The sequence below is a fragment of the Chryseobacterium sp. CFS2 genome (assembly GCF_036543225.1).
GTDB lineage: Bacteria > Bacteroidota > Bacteroidia > Flavobacteriales > Weeksellaceae > Chryseobacterium > Chryseobacterium culicis_A.
In genome coordinates, this window is the sequence record NZ_JAZHQU010000009.1 from 186,503 (window position 1) to 203,891 (window position 17,389).

Genomic DNA, 17,389 nt, shown 5'->3' on the forward strand with positions numbered 1-17,389 from the left:
CGATAAAAAAAGCAACTATTTAACTATTAATGTAAACCTAATGAGAAAAACAGTACTTAGCCTTGGTATTTTTGCTGCTTTTTTAGCAAATGCTCAGTCTATAAAAACAACTATTGACCTTGTCAATGTAAAAGATGATAAAGTAACCGTTACCATGGAATTCCCGAAAATGAAATCCGGGGATATTAAATTTCACTTCCCAAAAACAGTTCCGGGTACTTATTCTGTAGACGACTATGGAAGATTCATCGAAGGAATCAAATTTTACGATAATAAAGGAAAAGAGCTTACTTATACCAAAGTAAATGACAATACGTATTCACTGAAAAACGCTCAGGCACTTTCCAAAATCTCTTATCTTGTGAATGACAGCTTTGATGATGAATTGGATACATCAAAGCATAAAGCCGTATTTTCACCTTCAGGAACAGATATTGAGGCTGGAAAAGTATATATGATCAATACCCACGGATTTATCGGATATATTGAAAATATGCAGGATGTTCCTTATCAGCTTGTCGTTCAGAAACCTACTGATTTCTACGGAACAACAGCTTTGGTAGATCAGGACAAATCTGAATCTACAGATACTTATACTCTTGCCAATTATGCTAAGGTGACAGATTCTCCGCTGATGTATACAAAGCCTGATTATATTACCTTCAATGCCGGAGGAATGGATCTTGTATTAGGCGTATATTCTCCAACAGGAAAATATAAAGCAGCAGATTTTAAAGATAATCTCGAAAAGATGGTTGTTGCCCAGAAGAAATTCCTTGGAGACATGAATACCAATAAGAAATATGCCATCATGCTTTATCTTTCCGGTGGTGATGGACCTAAAGTGAAGGGATTCGGAGCATTGGAACACCACGAATCTACAAGTGTAGTGCTTCCGGAAGCAATGCCGAAAGATGCTATTGACAACACCATTACAGATGTGGTTTCCCACGAATTTTTCCATACTGTAAATCCTCTGAAGACGCATTCTGAAGAAATTCACTATTTCGATTATGCAGATCCGAAAATGTCTCAGCACTTATGGATGTACGAAGGCGGAACGGAATATTTTGCCAATCTTTTCCAGATTCAGGAAGGTCTGATCAATAAAGATCAGTTCCTTGAAAGAATGGGAGAGAAAATTGCCAACTCCAAGAGCTATGATGATACCATGCCATTTACGGTAATGAGTAAAAATGTATTGGTAGAGCCTTACAAAGATCAATATCGAAACGTTTACGAAAAAGGAGCTCTTCTGGCAATGTGTCTGGATATCGAGCTTAGAAAACTTTCCAACGGAGAAATGGGATATCGTGATATGATCAGAAAACTGTCTCAGAGATTTGGTGAAAACAAACCGTTCAAAGATGATAAACTGATTGACGAACTGGTAACGGTAACCGGATATCCACAGGTAAAAGAATTCTACAACAAATATATTGCAGGAAACCAGCCAACCCCTTATGCACAATACCTGAGCATGGTAGGCGTAGATATTAAAAAACAGGAAAGCCAGCCTCTGTTCTGGTTTATCAAAGATCCGAATCAGACAGGTTTTGATGAAAAGACCAATGCTTTTGCTTTTGATGATCATTCTGCATTGTCTCCATTTGCAAAAAGTATCGGATTTAAAATCACCGACCAGGTACTTGCTCTGGATGGAAGAACGGTAGATATCAAAAAAGTACAGGATTTTATCGGCTATACAAGAACCATCAAAGACGGACAGGAAGTTACGGTAACTATTCTAAGAGATAATGCCGGTAAGAAAGAGAAAATGACATTGAAAGGAAAAGCTATTCTGGATAAAATGACTATGGAAACGCTTACATTCAAGGCTAATCCAACTCCGGAAGAACTAAAATTACAAACACAGTGGCTCACTGGTAAAAAATAAAGAGAAAAGCGGGGAAATTTCCCCGCTTTTTATTTTCATAGTTGGCAAGTTCAAACTTGTCATTCTTTTTTAATCGTTATTCTAAAGGTACTCCCTTTTCCTACCTCAGTCTGGGAAATTTTAATATCTCCGTTGTGGTATTCATGAATGACTCTTCTTGCTAATGACAACCCTAGTCCCCAACCCCTTTTTTTGGTAGAATAACCGGGATTAAAGGCATTTCTTGCCTGTTGCTTTGTCATGCCACTTCCATTGTCTTTTACCTCAACCAGAATATTTTTGTTTCTTTCAAAAACTGACATGGTAATAGCACCCTCGCCTTTCATGGCATCCACAGCATTCTTCACCAGATTCTCAATCACCCAGCTCATCAGGATTTTATTATGAGGTACCAAAACCGTGTAAGTAGGAAGATTCAACGTAAAGTTAATTTTTCTGGAAATCCTGGTCTTTAAATAGTCATAATTCTCCTGAATCGTTTCATTGAAATTTCTGTCGTTCAGTTCGGGAATAGAACCTATTTTTGAGAATCGTTCTGAAATTGTTCTGAGTCTTTCAATATCTCTTTCTATCTCATGTACGCCTTCTGATTCAGGATTATCCAGCTTCATAATTTCTATCCACCCAATCATGGAAGATAAAGGTGTCCCGATCTGATGAGCCGTTTCTTTAGCCAGACCTGCCCAAAGGTAACCTTCATCTGTCTTTTTAATTGTCCTGAAAAACCAGAAAGAAAAACCGAAATACAACAGAATAAACAGTCCTAAAATATAAGGAGAATACCGGAGATTATTAAGCAGACGCGAGTTGTCGTAGTATACAAACTGATTGTTTCCATCCGGTACTTTGATCTCAATAGGAGCATAATTCTTCTCCATATTCCGGATCAGATCCTGAAGTTCTTCAGGATTCTTTATGGTAGTTTCAGGGATATTCCTGTAATATCCAAGATCAAGAATAGGGTTTTTGTATTTATCTGTTACAATAAACGGAATAGTATTGTTGATATTAAGGATATCCGGAAGCAGATCCAGAACATCCGTATCAGGCGTTTTTACTTCCTGTTGTATTCTTATGGCTTTGGAAAGAAGGCTGATCCTTTTAATCTCCTCTTTTCTGAGAAAATTAATAAGCGATGTTGAAGCCACTACAATGGCAATCACCAAAGTAGTCATCACCACAAAAATGATCCAGTTATTCAGCCTTGTAAGTATGGATTTTCTCAAAGTTATTTTATTTTAAAACATTCAGAATTTTCTGCAGCTCTGCATTCCCACTTCCCTGATAGTTGTTGATAATAATCGAAAATACATATTTTTTCCCATCTTTTGCCGTGTGATATCCCGCAAAAGATTTGGTATCTCTCATGGTTCCGCTCTTCATCTTCATTCCATTATCCTGAACCGGGAAACCATCGTAATAGGCTTCAAACCAATTTTGTTTTTTCGCATATAAAAGAGCCTGTACCTCTGCTTTGGCCGCCACATAATTCTGTGGTGAGAGCCCGCTTCCGTCAGCAAAATTGATCATATTAGGATTGATTCCTTTTGATTTCCAGAACTCCTTCAGGTAAGAAATTCCACTTTTGAAGCTTGGATTTCCTTTTTTCTCTTTTCCTAAAGTTTTAATCAATGTTTCTCCATACAGATTGATGCTTTTTCTTAGAAACCAGTAAACGATTTTATCAAGAGTCGGCGATTGATAAGTCAGGAGAATATTATTTTTCGGAGCTGTCAAAACTGTTTTTCCCTCTATTTCAAGCTGTGAATTCGTTACTGCTTTTCCTGAAAGTTCAATTCCTGATTCTTTCAGCCACTGTTGTACTTCTACTGCCAGCTGTAAAGGTGGATTAGGTGTAGAACCGGAAACGGTTACTGTTTTTCCTGACGGAAGCATTCCGTTAATCAGAGCTACATCAGAATGAGGTGCTGTAAAGATCAGACTTTGATCTGAGCTTCCTCCTGTTTTCAAGTCATTCAGCCATTTCACGCCTTCCAGCGGATAAGAAAAGCTTTTAAAATCAGTTCCGTTAATATTGATATCAAACTGGTTTTCTTTCCAGTTTATTCCCCACACTCCTGCTCCATAGTAATTGCCAAGATCATCCCACGGCCATCCGCCCGGAATCGTCTGATGATCAAAATAAGAATCATCAATGACAAGATCACCTGATATTTTCGTTATTCCTGAAGTTTTAATGGCATCTATCAGTTTCTTTTTAAAATTTTCAGGTTTATAGGCATCGTATCTCCAGCTTCCTAATGTAGGATCACCGTTGGAACTGATGAAAAGATTTCCGTTCAGTGTTCCTCCGGATATATTTCCGGAATAGCTAGAGGTGGTTGTAAAAGTATAATTTTTCCCTAAAGTTTCCAATGCTGCACCTGCAGTAAAAATCTTTTGTGTAGAAGCAGTAGAAAGTCCCTTGCTGCCCTGGTATTCGTAGATAAAATTACCGTTTTCATCTGAAACATAAAATGATAAACTGGAAGAAACGGCTCCCGAAGAATCCATCAAATCCTTCGTTACTTTATCTAATTTCTGGGCAATATTCTGTGCGGCCACTACCTGTACGGAAAGTGTGAGAACAGCAAGTGTTTTTTTCATTGCATTGTTGTTTGGGTCTAAACAAATAGGGCTCAAAACAGCTCACTCACAGTAATGATGATCGATGTACTGAACCTTTTTAGTATCTCTAAATTCTAATCAAATATAGTTAAAATAAAAACTTTTCATACTCCCTGAGATCATCGGAGGTGAAAAGAATTTGATGGTCAGGAGATTTTTCAAACGACTGGTCATATTTAAAATATTTCTCATAATCATCTTCATCTAAGAAAATATCCATCTGACATTCTTTTATATAGTTTGATTTTTCGCCGTAATCCTGAATAAAATATCCGGAAGGATTCCAGGATTCATGATGACAACGCAGGCAATTTCTTTGGTGTACAGCTTTATATCCACATATTTCACAATTATTTAAGCTTTGGAACAGCAAGGAAATTTCATTTTGTCTGCCTTTCGGAAAAAGTGAGCGTGGAATCATTTTTAAAAGCAGATAATAATTGGGTTCCTGCCATGAGAAATATTTTCTCTCTTCAAAATCATCATATTCTTTTGTGTAAAGCCATAATTTCTGAAGATCATATTCTACTTCAGCTTTCACAATATTTTTAATATTCAGAACGGTCTTATTATTTCTTCTGACATTCTGTTTGTCATCAATTTCAATAACCGGCTGCTGTTCCAGAAAATGATTCAGACATAAGGTGGTCTGCCATGAATCGATTGTTCTGATTTTGCCTTCCCCGCTACAGATCTCACAGGTTTTAACAGATAATTCTGAATATTTATCTTTGATTTTTTTAAGTTTATTATTGAGTGTTTCGTCTTCAGAATACGTATAACATCTCAATTCGCCGAACTTTTCCTTACCAAAGACACGGTGTTCCTTATTCCAGCCTGCCATGGCAAATTCATACAGCAAGCCCCGGATCAGATCATTCCATCCGGTACTGTTCACTGAAAAATTAGTGAGGTTACGTTCTATGAAAAGAGTAATTTCTTCTGTATTCATTAAAGTTTACTGCCAGCCTCAATTTCGTAAGGTTCTTTATCTTTTTCAAAAATCCTTGTCAGTTCACTTCCTTCTACGGTTATTAGGTCAGCCTTTCTTCTGATCCAGTTTCCTTCTCTAAGGCCCACCACTTTGATATCGTTTTGGGTAAGAAACTCTTTAATACGGGTTTCTCTGGTTTCTCCGTTATGTTTTAAATCCGGGTTAGGATCCAGATAATGCGGATTGAGATTGAAAGGAACCAATCCCATACAGTCAAAACTTGGCGGATACACAATCGGCATATCATTGGTCGTTTTCATGTTCTGTCCACCAATATTACTTCCTGCGCTACATCCAAGATAAGCTTTTCCACCTGATACATTTTCTTTCAGGACAGACATCAAACCTTCCTCGTGTAATGTTTTCACCAATAAGAAAGTATTTCCTCCTCCGGTAAAATATCCTTTTGCCTGGTTCAGGGCTTCTGTTTTATTTTCAAACTCATGAAGTCCTTTCACTTTTACATTGATTGTTTCAAAGAAAGAACGTGCTTTTGCGGTATAGTCGTCATGAGAAATTCCGCCTGGTCTTGCGAAAGGAATAAACACAATTTCGTCAATTCCTTTATATAATTGGATTAATTCTTCTCTTAAATATTCCAGATAGTCTCCCCCAAAAAGAGTGGATGTAGAAGCTAATATAATGTTCATCTGATGTAATTATAGATATTAATAAAAAAATGAATGACAAAGATAACGTCAAACATGAACGAATCAAAAATTAAATTAAAAAAAACCTCAATCCCGTTAATATTTTCTAAAAAAACTTAAATCCTCTAAAATTTTAGATTTTGTGGAATTATTATTGAATTTTAGATTTCGAATTTAAAATATAAGATTATGAAAATGAGTAAAATTAATAGTAGAAACCTTTTTTTAGGGTTAATACTGGCAGGAAGTGTAAGTCTTGTAAACGCACAAACGACTCAGCCTGAAACTTCAGCAGCAACGAGTCAAACTACGAATCCAACAATTGAAGGTCTTAAAAAGCAGATCGCAGCCAATCCCAAGGATACAGAATCATTAGCGAAACTGGCTGGTGCTTATCAGGAAGCTTCAGACTGGCCAAACGCCATTGATACCTGGAAAAAAATATCTGTTTTATTACCGGACTGGGCTCCGTCTTATTACAGCCAGGCTTATGCCTATCAGTCTGCAAAAGATGATGCCAATGCAAAAATTGCTTATGAAAAGTATATTGCAACAGTAAAACCTGAAGAAGTAGAGCAAAATAAGAAGAATCTGGCATACGCCTATTTCTATCTTGCCTTTACAGAACAGCAAACTGATCCTAATAAAGCAAAGGAACACATTGCAAAGTCTATACAGTATGACCCAACCAACGAGGATGCTGTAAAGCTTAGCAAAACATTAAATTCTTAGTAAAGAAAATGCCGGAAAGTTTTTCCGGCATTTTTATTATTTACTCTTTAAATGATAAATTCTTTTCTCTTCAAAATTTCTTTATTCATTCCTTAAAATAAAAGTTCATCATTCCACATCTTGATTCCTGACTCTTGATTCTTGATTCTCTTACATCTACTCAATCATCTTTCCATAAAAATCTGTTTCACCGTGCAAGTGCCGGATGATCTTCTCAATATTCCGCTGGATGCTGGCTTCCGTTTTTAAATTGTTGATATAGCGGATCAGCTCATTTCTTCTTGAAGGAATCAGATTATCAAAATTTTCTGTGGCCAGAGCACTTTCTTTGATTGCTTTTTCTAATTGCGGATGAATGGAAATACTTCTATCTGAATCATCATATTCCAGAGCAACTTCAATAACTTCGCCAATTCTTTTCGGGGAATTTTTCAGCATTGTCAGATTGATATACAGCCTCCATTCACCCAGATATTTCATCAGGTTTTGCTTAAATTCCTTCCCATTTACCGTTCCTTTTACAGCAATAGGACTTTTATTTCTTTTCGAAGCAGTAAAAATCTCTTCCAAAATCTCTTCCGGAATAAAAACAAAAGGATTAATGCCTATGATTTCTAATGGAGCTGTGAAACTGTTGTTTTTCATGGATGCAAATTTAAATTAGGCTAGAAACTAGAAACTAGAAACTAGAAACTAGAAACAAAAATAACAGTTTGATGAATAGGTATGGAGTTTCTTTTTTATTATTTCAAAAACAATTACTTTCATACACTCCCGCATCCAAACCCTCAAACCCTCTCACTCTCCTACCCACAAACCCGAACCTCGTAACTCAAAATTCATATCTCAGAACCCAATTAATTCCCTATATTTGTATCAATAAATCTATTTATCAAAATGAAATTTTTTATTGACACAGCTAATTTAGAGCAAATCAAAGAAGCCAGAGATCTTGGAATTTTAGATGGAGTAACCACTAACCCATCATTAATGGCTAAGGAAGGTATTCAGGGAGCGGAAGCGATCAGAAACCACTATAAAACGATCTGCGAACTTGTAGACGGAGATATTTCTGCGGAAGTTCTTTCTACAACGTATGAAGAAATGATTAAGGAAGGAGACGAATTGGCTGCTATTCACCCTAATATCGTTGTAAAAATTCCGATGATCAAAGACGGAATCAAAGCTTTAAAATATTTTTCTGACAAAGGAATCAGAACAAACTGTACTTTGATCTTCTCTCCGGGGCAGGCTCTTTTGGCAGCAAAAGCAGGAGCAACTTATGTATCTCCATTCCTGGGAAGATTAGATGATATTTCTACAGACGGTTTGAACCTTATTCAGGAAATCAGATTAATTTTTGATAACTACATGTTCGAAACTGAAATTTTAGCGGCTTCTATCCGTCACTCAATGCACATTATTGACTGTGCTAAAATCGGAGCTGATGTTATTACCTCTCCACTTCCTCCGATCTTGAGCTTATTGAAGCACCCATTAACAGACAGCGGATTGGCTCAGTTTATTGCAGATTCTCAGAAATTAGCATAATCACTGATCCTTATTCAGATATAATAAAACCCGGAAATATTGTTCCGGGTTTTTATTTTTTAATGTATAAACTTATTTCAATAATCTTTGATTCCGGGCACTGGTTAATGCAGCCAACATAAGGCTGAATAGAATGAACATTTTTTTCATGGTTAGTTTGGTATCGTTTTTAATTTTCTGCAGAAATATTTTTTACAATCCTGCAAGGATTTCCTACTGCGACTAAATGATCCAGAATATCTTTTGTGACAACACTTCCTGCTCCAATCACCGAGTTACTTCCAATAGAAACTCCCGGGAGAACAACAACATTACCTCCCAGCCATACATTATCCCCCACTTTGATGGGATGAGCATACTCCAGTCCTTCATTCCTTTGTTTTGCATCAAGTGGGTGACCTGCTGTATAAAAACTGCAGTTGGGACCAATGAACACGTTATCACCAAACTCTACCTTGGCACAATCTAAAATAACAAGATTATGATTGGCATAGAAATTCTCTCCAACGGTTATATTGTATCCGTAATCACACCAGAAGTTGGGTTCTATGCAGATATTTTCTTTTATACTGCCGATTATTCTTTTGAGGAGTTGGTATCTGTTTTCTGCATCAGAATTTTTCTATCCGTTATATTCCTGACACAAATCTTTACATCTTATCCGCTCCTGAATTAATTCCTGGTCATAGTTGGCATTGTATAAAAGCCCGGCTGCACATTTTCCCTTTTCTGTCATGAGATATAATGTTGATTGTTATTACTTATTGTTCCTTGAAGATAATAAATATATCATAACATAATGAATTGATATTTGTCACTTTTCCCTTGATTTCTTTTCCCAAAATAAAAAACAGGATGACAAAAAATGCCATCCTGCAGATATTAGAAAATATATAATTTTTAATTTACCAGATCCGGTTCTATCGGATTGTTATCTTTTTTAAGAGCCTCTTTGGTATTTTTCTCTATCTCTCTGAATACCTGATTAGGGTCTGAAATTTCTTTTCCATCTCCTGTTCTGACCTTAAAGCTTACCTTCGTACCATCTCCGCTTTTCATCATCATTTCTCTCATATTCTTGGCAGGATCATTTACATAAGCTTTCCATACTTTTCTGAACTGATCTTTTGTTACTTCAAGTTCTTTTCCGCCTATTCCCAAAACTCTTACATTATCCGGAAGCTGCATTTCCGTTTCATCAGCCGGAGCACCAATTGTTTTGTTTCCTATCATCGTCATGATATGAGAACCTGTAGCGTCTTCAAGCTTTACGATTAATCCCGGAAGTCCATAGAATACGTAAGGGCCATCCTGAAAAGGAAGATCTGTTGTAAACCATGCAGTCCATTCTCTACCTCCAAAACTGGCAACAGCTTTTTGAGTCTGGTAAGTTCCAATTTTTTGTTTTTCAGGTAATATTTTCCATTCCGGTTTTTGATCTTCTTTTATTTTATACTTATCGGTAGAAACGTTTTTGAAAAGATAGGTTTTAAAATCCGGGTATTGTTTGGTTACCTTATAAGAAACCAGACCGGGTCTTTCTCTTCTGTTCACACTGATATTTCCGCCTCCGGCTTTTAATTGTTTTTCAAGCTCTGCTTTTCCGATAGAATCTGCAACAAATTTATCGCGGCTGTAATAGCTTGATCCATTTTTATCAATATCCAGAAGCATCATTTCCGTCTTTACTTCCTGCTTGTTATTGGAATCCGGAATAAACTTGTATTCATAGAAGAACCTGTTGACCTGAGCACTGGCAAGTACGCCCAAAAGCATAAAAAATAGGATTTTACTTTTCATAGTGTATGATTAAAAAGGCTTTGCCTATCCTGAAATTGACAAAGCCTGATGGAACTTTTATTTCTTTGTTTCGATTCTAACTTCTCCCTCCTTAAAGTCTCCTTTTTTCTGGGTATTGACATTCACTCTCGATATATTACTTGTATCTAATGAATTTACATCATCCTTGGAGACTTCTCTCCCGTCAATATAATATTTGTATTTTACGTCGTCATTGCTGTTTATTTTAAACTTTTTGACTCCGTTCATCGCAATATTTCCATTGCCGTCTTTTTTAATGAAGTCTGCATTCATTACAAGAACATCCGGTGAACCATTCGTAACTTTGATAAAAGCACCATCTCTGAAACTGAATGATCTTTTCTCGGCTTCCGCGCGGGCTTTTTCAACATCTTTTCTGATCCGGTCTGCATCAATCCTGATTCTTTCAGTCTGTACTCTTATTCTATCTCCTTCAGCTCTTGCTCTGTCACTTTCTACACGTGCTTTTTCTCCTTCTACTCTGGCCTTAGTTGCTTCTTTCATTGCATTTCTGGCTTCTGCCATTGCTTTGCGTACTTCTTCTTTTTCTTTAGAGCTCAGATCCTTATAGTAAACGGTATTGTTATTTTTAAAATAAACTACTTTGGGTTCTTTGGGCTCTGTAGGCGGTGTAGGAGGAACTACTATTTTTCCTATTTTTGCAGCCTCTCTTCCCGCTTTTTTTGCCGCTCTTTTTATTTTTCGAAGCTCTTTTTTATCAAGAGGATCCATATTTTCAAGCGCCTTCATTTGATTCTTCCACTCAACAGAGTTGAAATATTTATCAACTTCAACATTGGCTGTGATCTCTCCTATCTCTGATGCCAGAGTACTTATTTCTTCAATTTTATCACTGAAAGCATCACTTTCAGGCTCCAGACCTTCCAGCTCTTTCTCTTTTTCTTTCAGCTTTTTTTCCAGCCCGGATAATTTTGTATGATCTTCCGGTGATATAGGTTTCAATTCTGCAATTTTTTCCTGACCAGATTTTTCAGGTCTTAGAGTATCTTTCTTGATTTCTGAAACTACTTTTTTCATAGAAAGATTGGTTTCCTCAATTTCTCTGTTCTTTGCATTTACCAGATAAGCAAAAGCTATTGTAAATACAACTGGCAATGCAAGAATTCTTCGCGCATATCCGAACTTGGTTTTAGGTTTTTGTAACATCTTAAGTCTTTTTTTAAGGTTTGAACTTAGAAACGGACTGGCAACAGGCAACTGTGTTCCGGAAAAGTGGCTTGTTAAAAGCATCTGCGCAAATGCTTTGGTGTCCGATTGTTTTACGGCTTTTTTATCAGCCAGGTATTCGTGGATTAGATTAATTTCTTTTTTGATGATATGAAAAAACGGATTGAACCAGAAAACAGAGGTAATAATCTCGATAAAGATCTTATCAAAGGAATGCTTCTGTTCAATATGTACCATCTCGTGCTTTAAAATCTGCTTTCCGATATCAGAATTCAAGGTGATTGTATTCTTCCAGAACAGGTTTTTAAAGTAGGAAAATGGAGCTTCGGTAAGGTCTGTACGGTAAAAGTTGATCCCGTCAAAACTTTCTTTCTGAAATTGGTTTTTAAACTGCTGGATTTTGAAAATCCCATACAACAGCTTTCCTAAAAAATAGAGAGAAACCAGTCCCAGAGTTGAAAAAATAATGTTAAAATAAAGGTTACCATTGTCTATGTTTTTTTCTGTGTTAAAATTCTGAATCTTATTAAGAAGCATGTAAACATCATTATTAACCTCTATCGTAAAATCGTCTACTCTGATGAGTGGCAGTAAGAGTGACATCACAATTGCTGCCAACAGATAAAACCTGTTATAATGATGGAATGTCTTGTCCTTTAAAGACAACTGATAGTACAAAAACGTTACACCTGAACATAAAATAATTTTCCCAAAGTATAAAAGTATTGCTTCCATAGGTATTAATCTTTCTTTTTCAGTTCATCTAATAACATTTCCAAATCTTCTACTGTCATTTCATTTTTTTCTACCAGAAACGAAACGGCACTTTTGTAAGAACCTTTAAAATAATTCTTTACAAGACTTTTCATCGTTTTCCCGGAATACTGTTCTTTTGAAACAAGCGGAAAATACTCATGCTGTCTTCCATGTACACGATAATCTACAAATTCTTTGTCCTTCAATACTTTTAAAATGGTAGAAACGGTATTGGTATGCGGTTTCGGTTCCGGAAAAAGATCAAGAACATCCTTTAGGAAGCCTTTTTCTATTTTCCATAAATACTGCATTACCTGTTCTTCTGCTTTTGTTAGAGTCTGAATTTTCATATCCTGTTCATTTATTAATTATAATGATATAAAACCTGTCAATTCTATATCACTAATAAATTAGTTATACAAATGTAGAAATAAAATTGACTCAAACAACTATTTTTTTAGTGATAAACTTATTAAAAACGTAATGTATTGAAAATCAAATAAATAAAATTAGTTAAAATTTATTAAATTTTAAATGAATAGGACTATCCACTGTCTACTCTGCAGAAAATCATTTAATAAAATTGCAATTTTACACTGAAAAAACTCAATTAATATCGAAAAGTTAATTGACTTAAAGAATACGTAAATGAAGCTATCCGATTTTAGAGCAGTCATCCTTGTCAAGGTTTAGAACATTGACAAGGATAAAAAGCCTAGTAAACCCAAATGACTTTATGATCTAAAATAAGATTACAAAGCCTCAAAAAAATTCATAATCACAATTGTCAGATTCAAAGTAAAATTTGTCCGATTGATCAGATTTTCAGAAAAACATATCCCAAAAAGTCCTGAAATTTGAACAAAAAACAAAGAGATATGAACCGTTTTTGGGAAAAAGTAAAAACAAAAAATATTCTGGTTATTGTACTGGTTATTTTTATTGGAATTCAGTTTTACAGACCTGAAATTAAGCAAAAGCCAATAACAGGTGAGATTCATGTTCCCAGTGATGTAAGAGCGATACTGCAGCGTTCATGTTTCGACTGCCATTCCAATCAGACAGAGTTGAAATGGTTTGACCAGGTTGCTCCGGCATACTGGCTCGTAGCAGATCATATCAAAAAAGGAAAAGAAGGTCTGAACTTTTCTGAATGGGATCAACTGGCACCTCCGGCACAAAATGCAAAACTTTGGGAAGCTTTTAATCAGATTAACCTGAAAGCGATGCCTCTTAAAAGCTACAAATTGCTTCATCCGGAAGCCAAGCTTTCTGAAAATGATATCCGTATCCTGAAAAACTATGTGACTTCTCTTGCTCCAAAGCAAAAACCTGATACCGCAAAGGTTTCCGCTTACAACAAACAGCTGCAGCAAATTAATACAATCCATACTGCCGCACCCAAACCATCAGTACCCACTGCATTGAATGGGATCAGCTATATTCCTGATTATAAAAACTGGAAACCCATAAGTTCTACAGAAAGGCTGGATAACGGGACAATGCGTATCATATTCGGAAATGATATCGCTGTAAAGGCAACCAAAGAACATAAGACCAATCCATGGCCAGACGGAACCATATTCGCGAAAGTAGCATGGGAACAGATCATAGACAGTGATGGCAATGTCACTACCGGAGCTTTTAAACAGGTGGAATATATGATTAAGGATTCTAAAAAATTTGCATCAACAAAAGGATGGGGATGGGCAAGATTTTTATCTCCCAAACTTGAACCTTATGGAAAAACAGCCGATTTTGCCAACGAGTGTATCAGCTGCCACCGTCCCATGAAAGACAATGATTTTGTATTCACCTCTCCTATTAACCATTAAGCTATGAAAAATCTGATCGTTTATTTACTACTATGCCTATTTATTGTGAGCTGTGGTTCCAAAAAAGAATACGAACCCGTGAATGAAAATGCGTCCCTTCCTGAAAGTTTTGATTTTAATGCGATGAACTTAAAGGTGGTAACCTCATCAATCAATCATAAAAAACAGACCATGATGACTCTGTATGGTAATGATTCCGCTATTGATGAGTTGAAAGATCATCCGGAAAATGATAACCATAAAGAAAGAATACTGGCTCTTATTACCTGGTCGCAGAAAGAAGATCCCTATTGGTATGGAGCAAAAATCCCCAATCATTTGCTGTCTGTAGAAATTGTTAAAAGTAAGGAGCCTTTTTCAGAAAACTCAGAAATTTTATATCAAAAATACGAAGGAAAAGAACTTAGGAAAGCCAACGCAGACGGAAAAGACAGAATCCGTACAATATTGAATATGAAACCTTCCATAATGCCTTAACACAGGTTTTTTAAATCACATATAAAAAAAAATAATATTCATTAAAACTATTAAAAATGGAAAAATTCACATTCAGTTCAAGCCTGATAACAGGATGTATTTCAGCAGCATTACTGCTCTTCACCTCTGTTGCCTGTTCGAAGGATAATCAGGATGAGCCGTCCGATCCTGCCGTTAAAGAAGTTCAATTGAGGAATGATGCAAGTCTTGGTAGTGTTCTTACCGATAAAGAAGGACATACCCTTTATTATTTTGCAAATGATGCTACTGCCACCAACAATTGCACCGGAGGATGTGAACCGGTATGGCCCATCTTCAATATAGATAACCTTTCTTCCGAAAAACTGGGAGCCGGATTAGAGCTTTCTGATTTTACTACGATAACAACAGGTTCAGGGAAAAAACAGGTAACCTACAAAGGAAGACCTCTTTACTATTATGCTCCTTTGGTGAACGGAACCAATGTAAAAGAAGAGGCAGGGAAAACCGGAGGCGAAAATATAGGAGGCGTTTGGTTCGTTGCCAAACCTGATTATACCATTATGCTTACTAACGTCCAACTTGTAGGACATGACGGGAAAAACTACACTTCCACTTATACGGAAGGCACAGGAAAAACATTATATTTTACAGATGCTAAAGGAGTAACATTGTACACCTTTAAAAATGACAAACAAAATAAGAACAATTTTACAGCTTCTGATTTCTCAAATAACGGAGTCTGGCCAATTTATGAAACAGATAAAATTGTTGTTCCTTCCGGACTTGATAAAACACTTTTCGGATCTATTACCATATTCGGAAGAAAACAGCTTACGTATAAAGGATGGCCTCTTTACCGTTTTGGTCAGGATAATATGATTATGGGATCTAATAAAGGGGTTTCATTTCCTGTTCCCGGCGGTGTCTGGCCAGTGCCTGTAAAGAATATGGCAGCAGCTATGCCTTAATCTTGTGTTTTTATAAAAATCTCTGTGCTAAATAACGGATGTGCTGCCGTGCCGTTATTTAGCTTTTGTATCTTTGTGACAGCTTAACTGCCTGATTTTTATTTATGATCTATGCAAAATATATAAACACAAACGGAAGAAAGGTATTCAGGATTGATCCAAGAATCATTCTCTTTAGTGCTCTTTTTATGGGGATTCTGGCTTCGGTACCCAAAATACTCCGTATGCATATTACATTGGGAGAGCTGATGATAGATTTCTCCATATCCTTTTTATTCTCGCTGTTTGTATGGTATTTTAATATCTATAGTCTGCCTAAGTTTTCTATTCAGAATATATCAACACGATTTTTCAATAAAAAACTGGTGATCAGCTTATTCATCGGAGTGCTGGTGATGGCCGCAATAGTACTTATTCATCATGTTATATTTCCGAAATATGGATTTAACACCATGGTATTGATGTATGAATTCCGGGGAGTACTGATCAATCTGACCATTTATATGTTTCTGTATCTTTTGTATCAGACTTATAATTCTCAGCAGATTAAATTTGAGCTTGAACAGATCCGGACAGATAATCTGAATGCTCAATATGAACTGCTGAAACAGCAGATTAATCCTCATTTTTTATTCAACAGTCTCAATACCTTGAAATCTATGATTGATATAAAAGATGAAAGTTCCGGTGATTTTGTGGTCAGACTGGCAGATTTCTACCGTTTTACTTTAGATAACAGAAAAATGGATCTCATTCCCTTAAAAAAGGAACTTGCCATATTGGATGCCTATGTTTTTCTTCTGACCTCAAGATTTGAAGATGGTATAGAATTTAAAATAGATATTCAGGAAGAGATATTAAACTCCTATATTCCTCCTTTTACGCTGCAGCTGCTGTGTGAAAACTGTATCAAGCATAATATTGTATCACTGGCTTATCCGTTAATCATAAAATTATACAGTGACTCTGAATATATTGTCATTGAAAACAATTTTCAGCCTAAGAATATTCCACAGGAATCTGCAGGAATAGGAATTGAAAATATCAGAGAACGTTATAAGCACTTTGCAGAAAAGGAGGTGACTATACTTCAGAATGATTCTAATTTCACCGTCAAATTACCCATAGTAGATGAAAGTTTTAGTAATAGAAGATGAGATAAAAACCGCGAAGGCACTGGGGCGAATGATCGTTTCTGTACAGCCGGAGGCTACCATAGTACAGTATATTGAAAGCGTTGCTATGGCTGTTGAATATCTTTCTGGCTCTGAACTTCCGGATGTTATATTTATGGATATTCAGCTGGCAGACGGTAATTGTTTTGAAATATTCAGTCAGATCAGGATAAAAGTTCCTGTCATTTTCTGTACCGCTTTTGATGAATATGCTATAGAAGCATTCAAAAGTAACGGAGTCGATTATATTTTAAAACCTTTTGAGAAAAAAGATATCCAGTCGGCTTTTGAAAAGATCAACAATCTTAAAAATTTCTTTCAGCATTCTCCTTCTCCCGACCGGAAACTGGAAGATATTCTGAATAACCTGACAACAGGAAGAGGAAAAACCAATTTCCTGGTCTTCTCCAACAATAAATACAGTAATATCCATGTCGACAGAATTGCCTGCTTTTACAGCCAATTTGGAAATACAGTACTGGTGACCCTTGATCAGAAAGAATATTCAATTTCTCAGTCGTTGGATGAGATAGGACAACTGGTTTCAGGAACTCAGTTCTTTAGGATTAACAGGCAATATCTGATTAACTTTGCAGCCATTGTTGAAGTGGAACATTATTTCTCACGAAAACTTCTGGTTAGTTTAAAAATTACCACTCCCGAAAAACCTCTTGTCACCAAAGACAAAGCTTCCCGTTTTCTTCAATGGCTTGAAGAACGGTAAAATGATCAAGT

General features: G+C 36.2%; 18 protein-coding genes. 8 read left to right on the forward strand and 10 right to left on the reverse strand.

The genetic code is table 11. The annotated features are described in order from the left end of the window. Positions 1-40: 40 nt before the first annotated feature. Positions 41-1,897 (forward strand): M61 family metallopeptidase, encoded by a 1,857-nt coding sequence (locus ODR02_RS19745; RefSeq protein ID WP_309513230.1) that lies wholly within the window; start codon positions 41-43, stop codon positions 1,895-1,897. 59 nt (positions 1,898-1,956) lie between these two features. On the opposite strand, the gene ODR02_RS19750 is transcribed toward ODR02_RS19745, so the two are convergent. The 4 genes from ODR02_RS19750 to pepE form a co-directional block, all read right to left on the reverse strand. After that, positions 1,957-3,123 carry a sensor histidine kinase gene (locus ODR02_RS19750; RefSeq protein WP_245169685.1) on the reverse strand — a complete coding sequence of 389 codons (1,167 nt, stop codon included), beginning with the start codon at positions 3,121-3,123 and terminating at the stop codon, positions 1,957-1,959. Between the two features lie 7 nt (positions 3,124-3,130). Then, positions 3,131-4,504 carry a D-alanyl-D-alanine carboxypeptidase/D-alanyl-D-alanine endopeptidase gene (gene dacB, locus ODR02_RS19755; RefSeq protein ID WP_309513231.1) on the reverse strand — a complete coding sequence of 458 codons (1,374 nt, stop codon included), beginning with the start codon at positions 4,502-4,504 and terminating at the stop codon, positions 3,131-3,133. 109 nt (positions 4,505-4,613) lie between these two features. Then, positions 4,614-5,477 carry a hypothetical protein gene (locus ODR02_RS19760; RefSeq protein ID WP_309513232.1) on the reverse strand — a complete coding sequence of 288 codons (864 nt, stop codon included), beginning with the start codon at positions 5,475-5,477 and terminating at the stop codon, positions 4,614-4,616. After that, positions 5,477-6,169: a dipeptidase PepE gene (gene pepE / locus ODR02_RS19765; protein WP_309513233.1), complete on the reverse strand. Its 693-nt coding sequence runs from the start codon at positions 6,167-6,169 to the stop codon at positions 5,477-5,479. The genes ODR02_RS19760 and pepE overlap by 1 nt, the downstream gene beginning before the upstream one ends. Positions 6,170-6,358: 189 nt before the next feature. Between pepE and ODR02_RS19770 the strand changes: the two genes are divergently transcribed. Next, the gene (locus ODR02_RS19770) at positions 6,359-6,901 is read left to right on the forward strand and encodes a tetratricopeptide repeat protein (protein WP_209784192.1); all 543 of its coding nucleotides are present in this window, start codon (positions 6,359-6,361) and stop codon (positions 6,899-6,901) included. Between the two features lie 156 nt (positions 6,902-7,057). On the opposite strand, the gene ODR02_RS19775 is transcribed toward ODR02_RS19770, so the two are convergent. Then, on the reverse strand, positions 7,058-7,546 hold the full coding sequence (locus ODR02_RS19775) for a YdeI/OmpD-associated family protein (protein WP_309513235.1): 489 nt from the start codon (positions 7,544-7,546) through the stop codon (positions 7,058-7,060). A 252-nt stretch (positions 7,547-7,798) separates the two neighbouring features. Between ODR02_RS19775 and fsa the strand changes: the two genes are divergently transcribed. Beyond that, complete coding sequence (fsa, locus tag ODR02_RS19780) at positions 7,799-8,452, forward strand: fructose-6-phosphate aldolase (RefSeq protein ID WP_076597548.1); 654 nt, start codon at positions 7,799-7,801, stop codon at positions 8,450-8,452. Between the two features lie 169 nt (positions 8,453-8,621). Here fsa and ODR02_RS19785 read toward each other — a convergent pair whose 3' ends face one another. The 5 genes from ODR02_RS19785 to ODR02_RS19805 form a co-directional block, all read right to left on the reverse strand. Beyond that, complete coding sequence (locus tag ODR02_RS19785) at positions 8,622-8,888, reverse strand: DapH/DapD/GlmU-related protein (RefSeq protein ID WP_309513236.1); 267 nt, start codon at positions 8,886-8,888, stop codon at positions 8,622-8,624. 186 nt (positions 8,889-9,074) lie between these two features. After that, complete coding sequence (locus ODR02_RS19790; RefSeq protein WP_309513237.1) at positions 9,075-9,188, reverse strand: maltose acetyltransferase domain-containing protein; 114 nt, start codon at positions 9,186-9,188, stop codon at positions 9,075-9,077. A gap of 164 nt (positions 9,189-9,352) precedes the next feature. Continuing rightward, positions 9,353-10,252, reverse strand: coding sequence for a GLPGLI family protein (locus tag ODR02_RS19795; protein ID WP_209784189.1), 900 nt, complete (start codon positions 10,250-10,252; stop codon positions 9,353-9,355). 57 nt (positions 10,253-10,309) lie between these two features. Next, positions 10,310-12,196: a M56 family metallopeptidase gene (locus ODR02_RS19800; protein WP_309513238.1), complete on the reverse strand. Its 1,887-nt coding sequence runs from the start codon at positions 12,194-12,196 to the stop codon at positions 10,310-10,312. Positions 12,197-12,201: 5 nt separating this feature from the next. Beyond that, positions 12,202-12,567, reverse strand: coding sequence for a BlaI/MecI/CopY family transcriptional regulator (locus ODR02_RS19805; RefSeq protein ID WP_041461463.1), 366 nt, complete (start codon positions 12,565-12,567; stop codon positions 12,202-12,204). 528 nt (positions 12,568-13,095) lie between these two features. Between ODR02_RS19805 and ODR02_RS19810 the strand changes: the two genes are divergently transcribed. The 5 genes from ODR02_RS19810 (at position 13,096) to ODR02_RS19830 (ending at position 17,378) form a co-directional block, all read left to right on the forward strand. Beyond that, on the forward strand, positions 13,096-14,052 hold the full coding sequence (locus ODR02_RS19810; protein ID WP_209784187.1) for a heme-binding domain-containing protein: 957 nt from the start codon (positions 13,096-13,098) through the stop codon (positions 14,050-14,052). A gap of 3 nt (positions 14,053-14,055) precedes the next feature. Continuing rightward, on the forward strand, positions 14,056-14,529 hold the full coding sequence (locus ODR02_RS19815; protein ID WP_309513240.1) for a hypothetical protein: 474 nt from the start codon (positions 14,056-14,058) through the stop codon (positions 14,527-14,529). A 56-nt stretch (positions 14,530-14,585) separates the two neighbouring features. Beyond that, positions 14,586-15,479, forward strand: a complete 894-nt coding sequence (locus ODR02_RS19820) for a hypothetical protein (protein WP_309513241.1) — start codon at positions 14,586-14,588, stop codon at positions 15,477-15,479. 224 nt (positions 15,480-15,703) lie between these two features. After that, on the forward strand, positions 15,704-16,636 hold the full coding sequence (locus tag ODR02_RS19825) for a sensor histidine kinase (RefSeq protein ID WP_309513242.1): 933 nt from the start codon (positions 15,704-15,706) through the stop codon (positions 16,634-16,636). Beyond that, a complete protein-coding gene (locus ODR02_RS19830; protein ID WP_105682042.1) occupies positions 16,611-17,378 on the forward strand; it encodes a LytR/AlgR family response regulator transcription factor in 768 nt (255 codons plus the stop codon). Before ODR02_RS19825 ends, ODR02_RS19830 begins: the two co-directional genes overlap by 26 nt. Positions 17,379-17,389 lie beyond the last annotated feature (11 nt).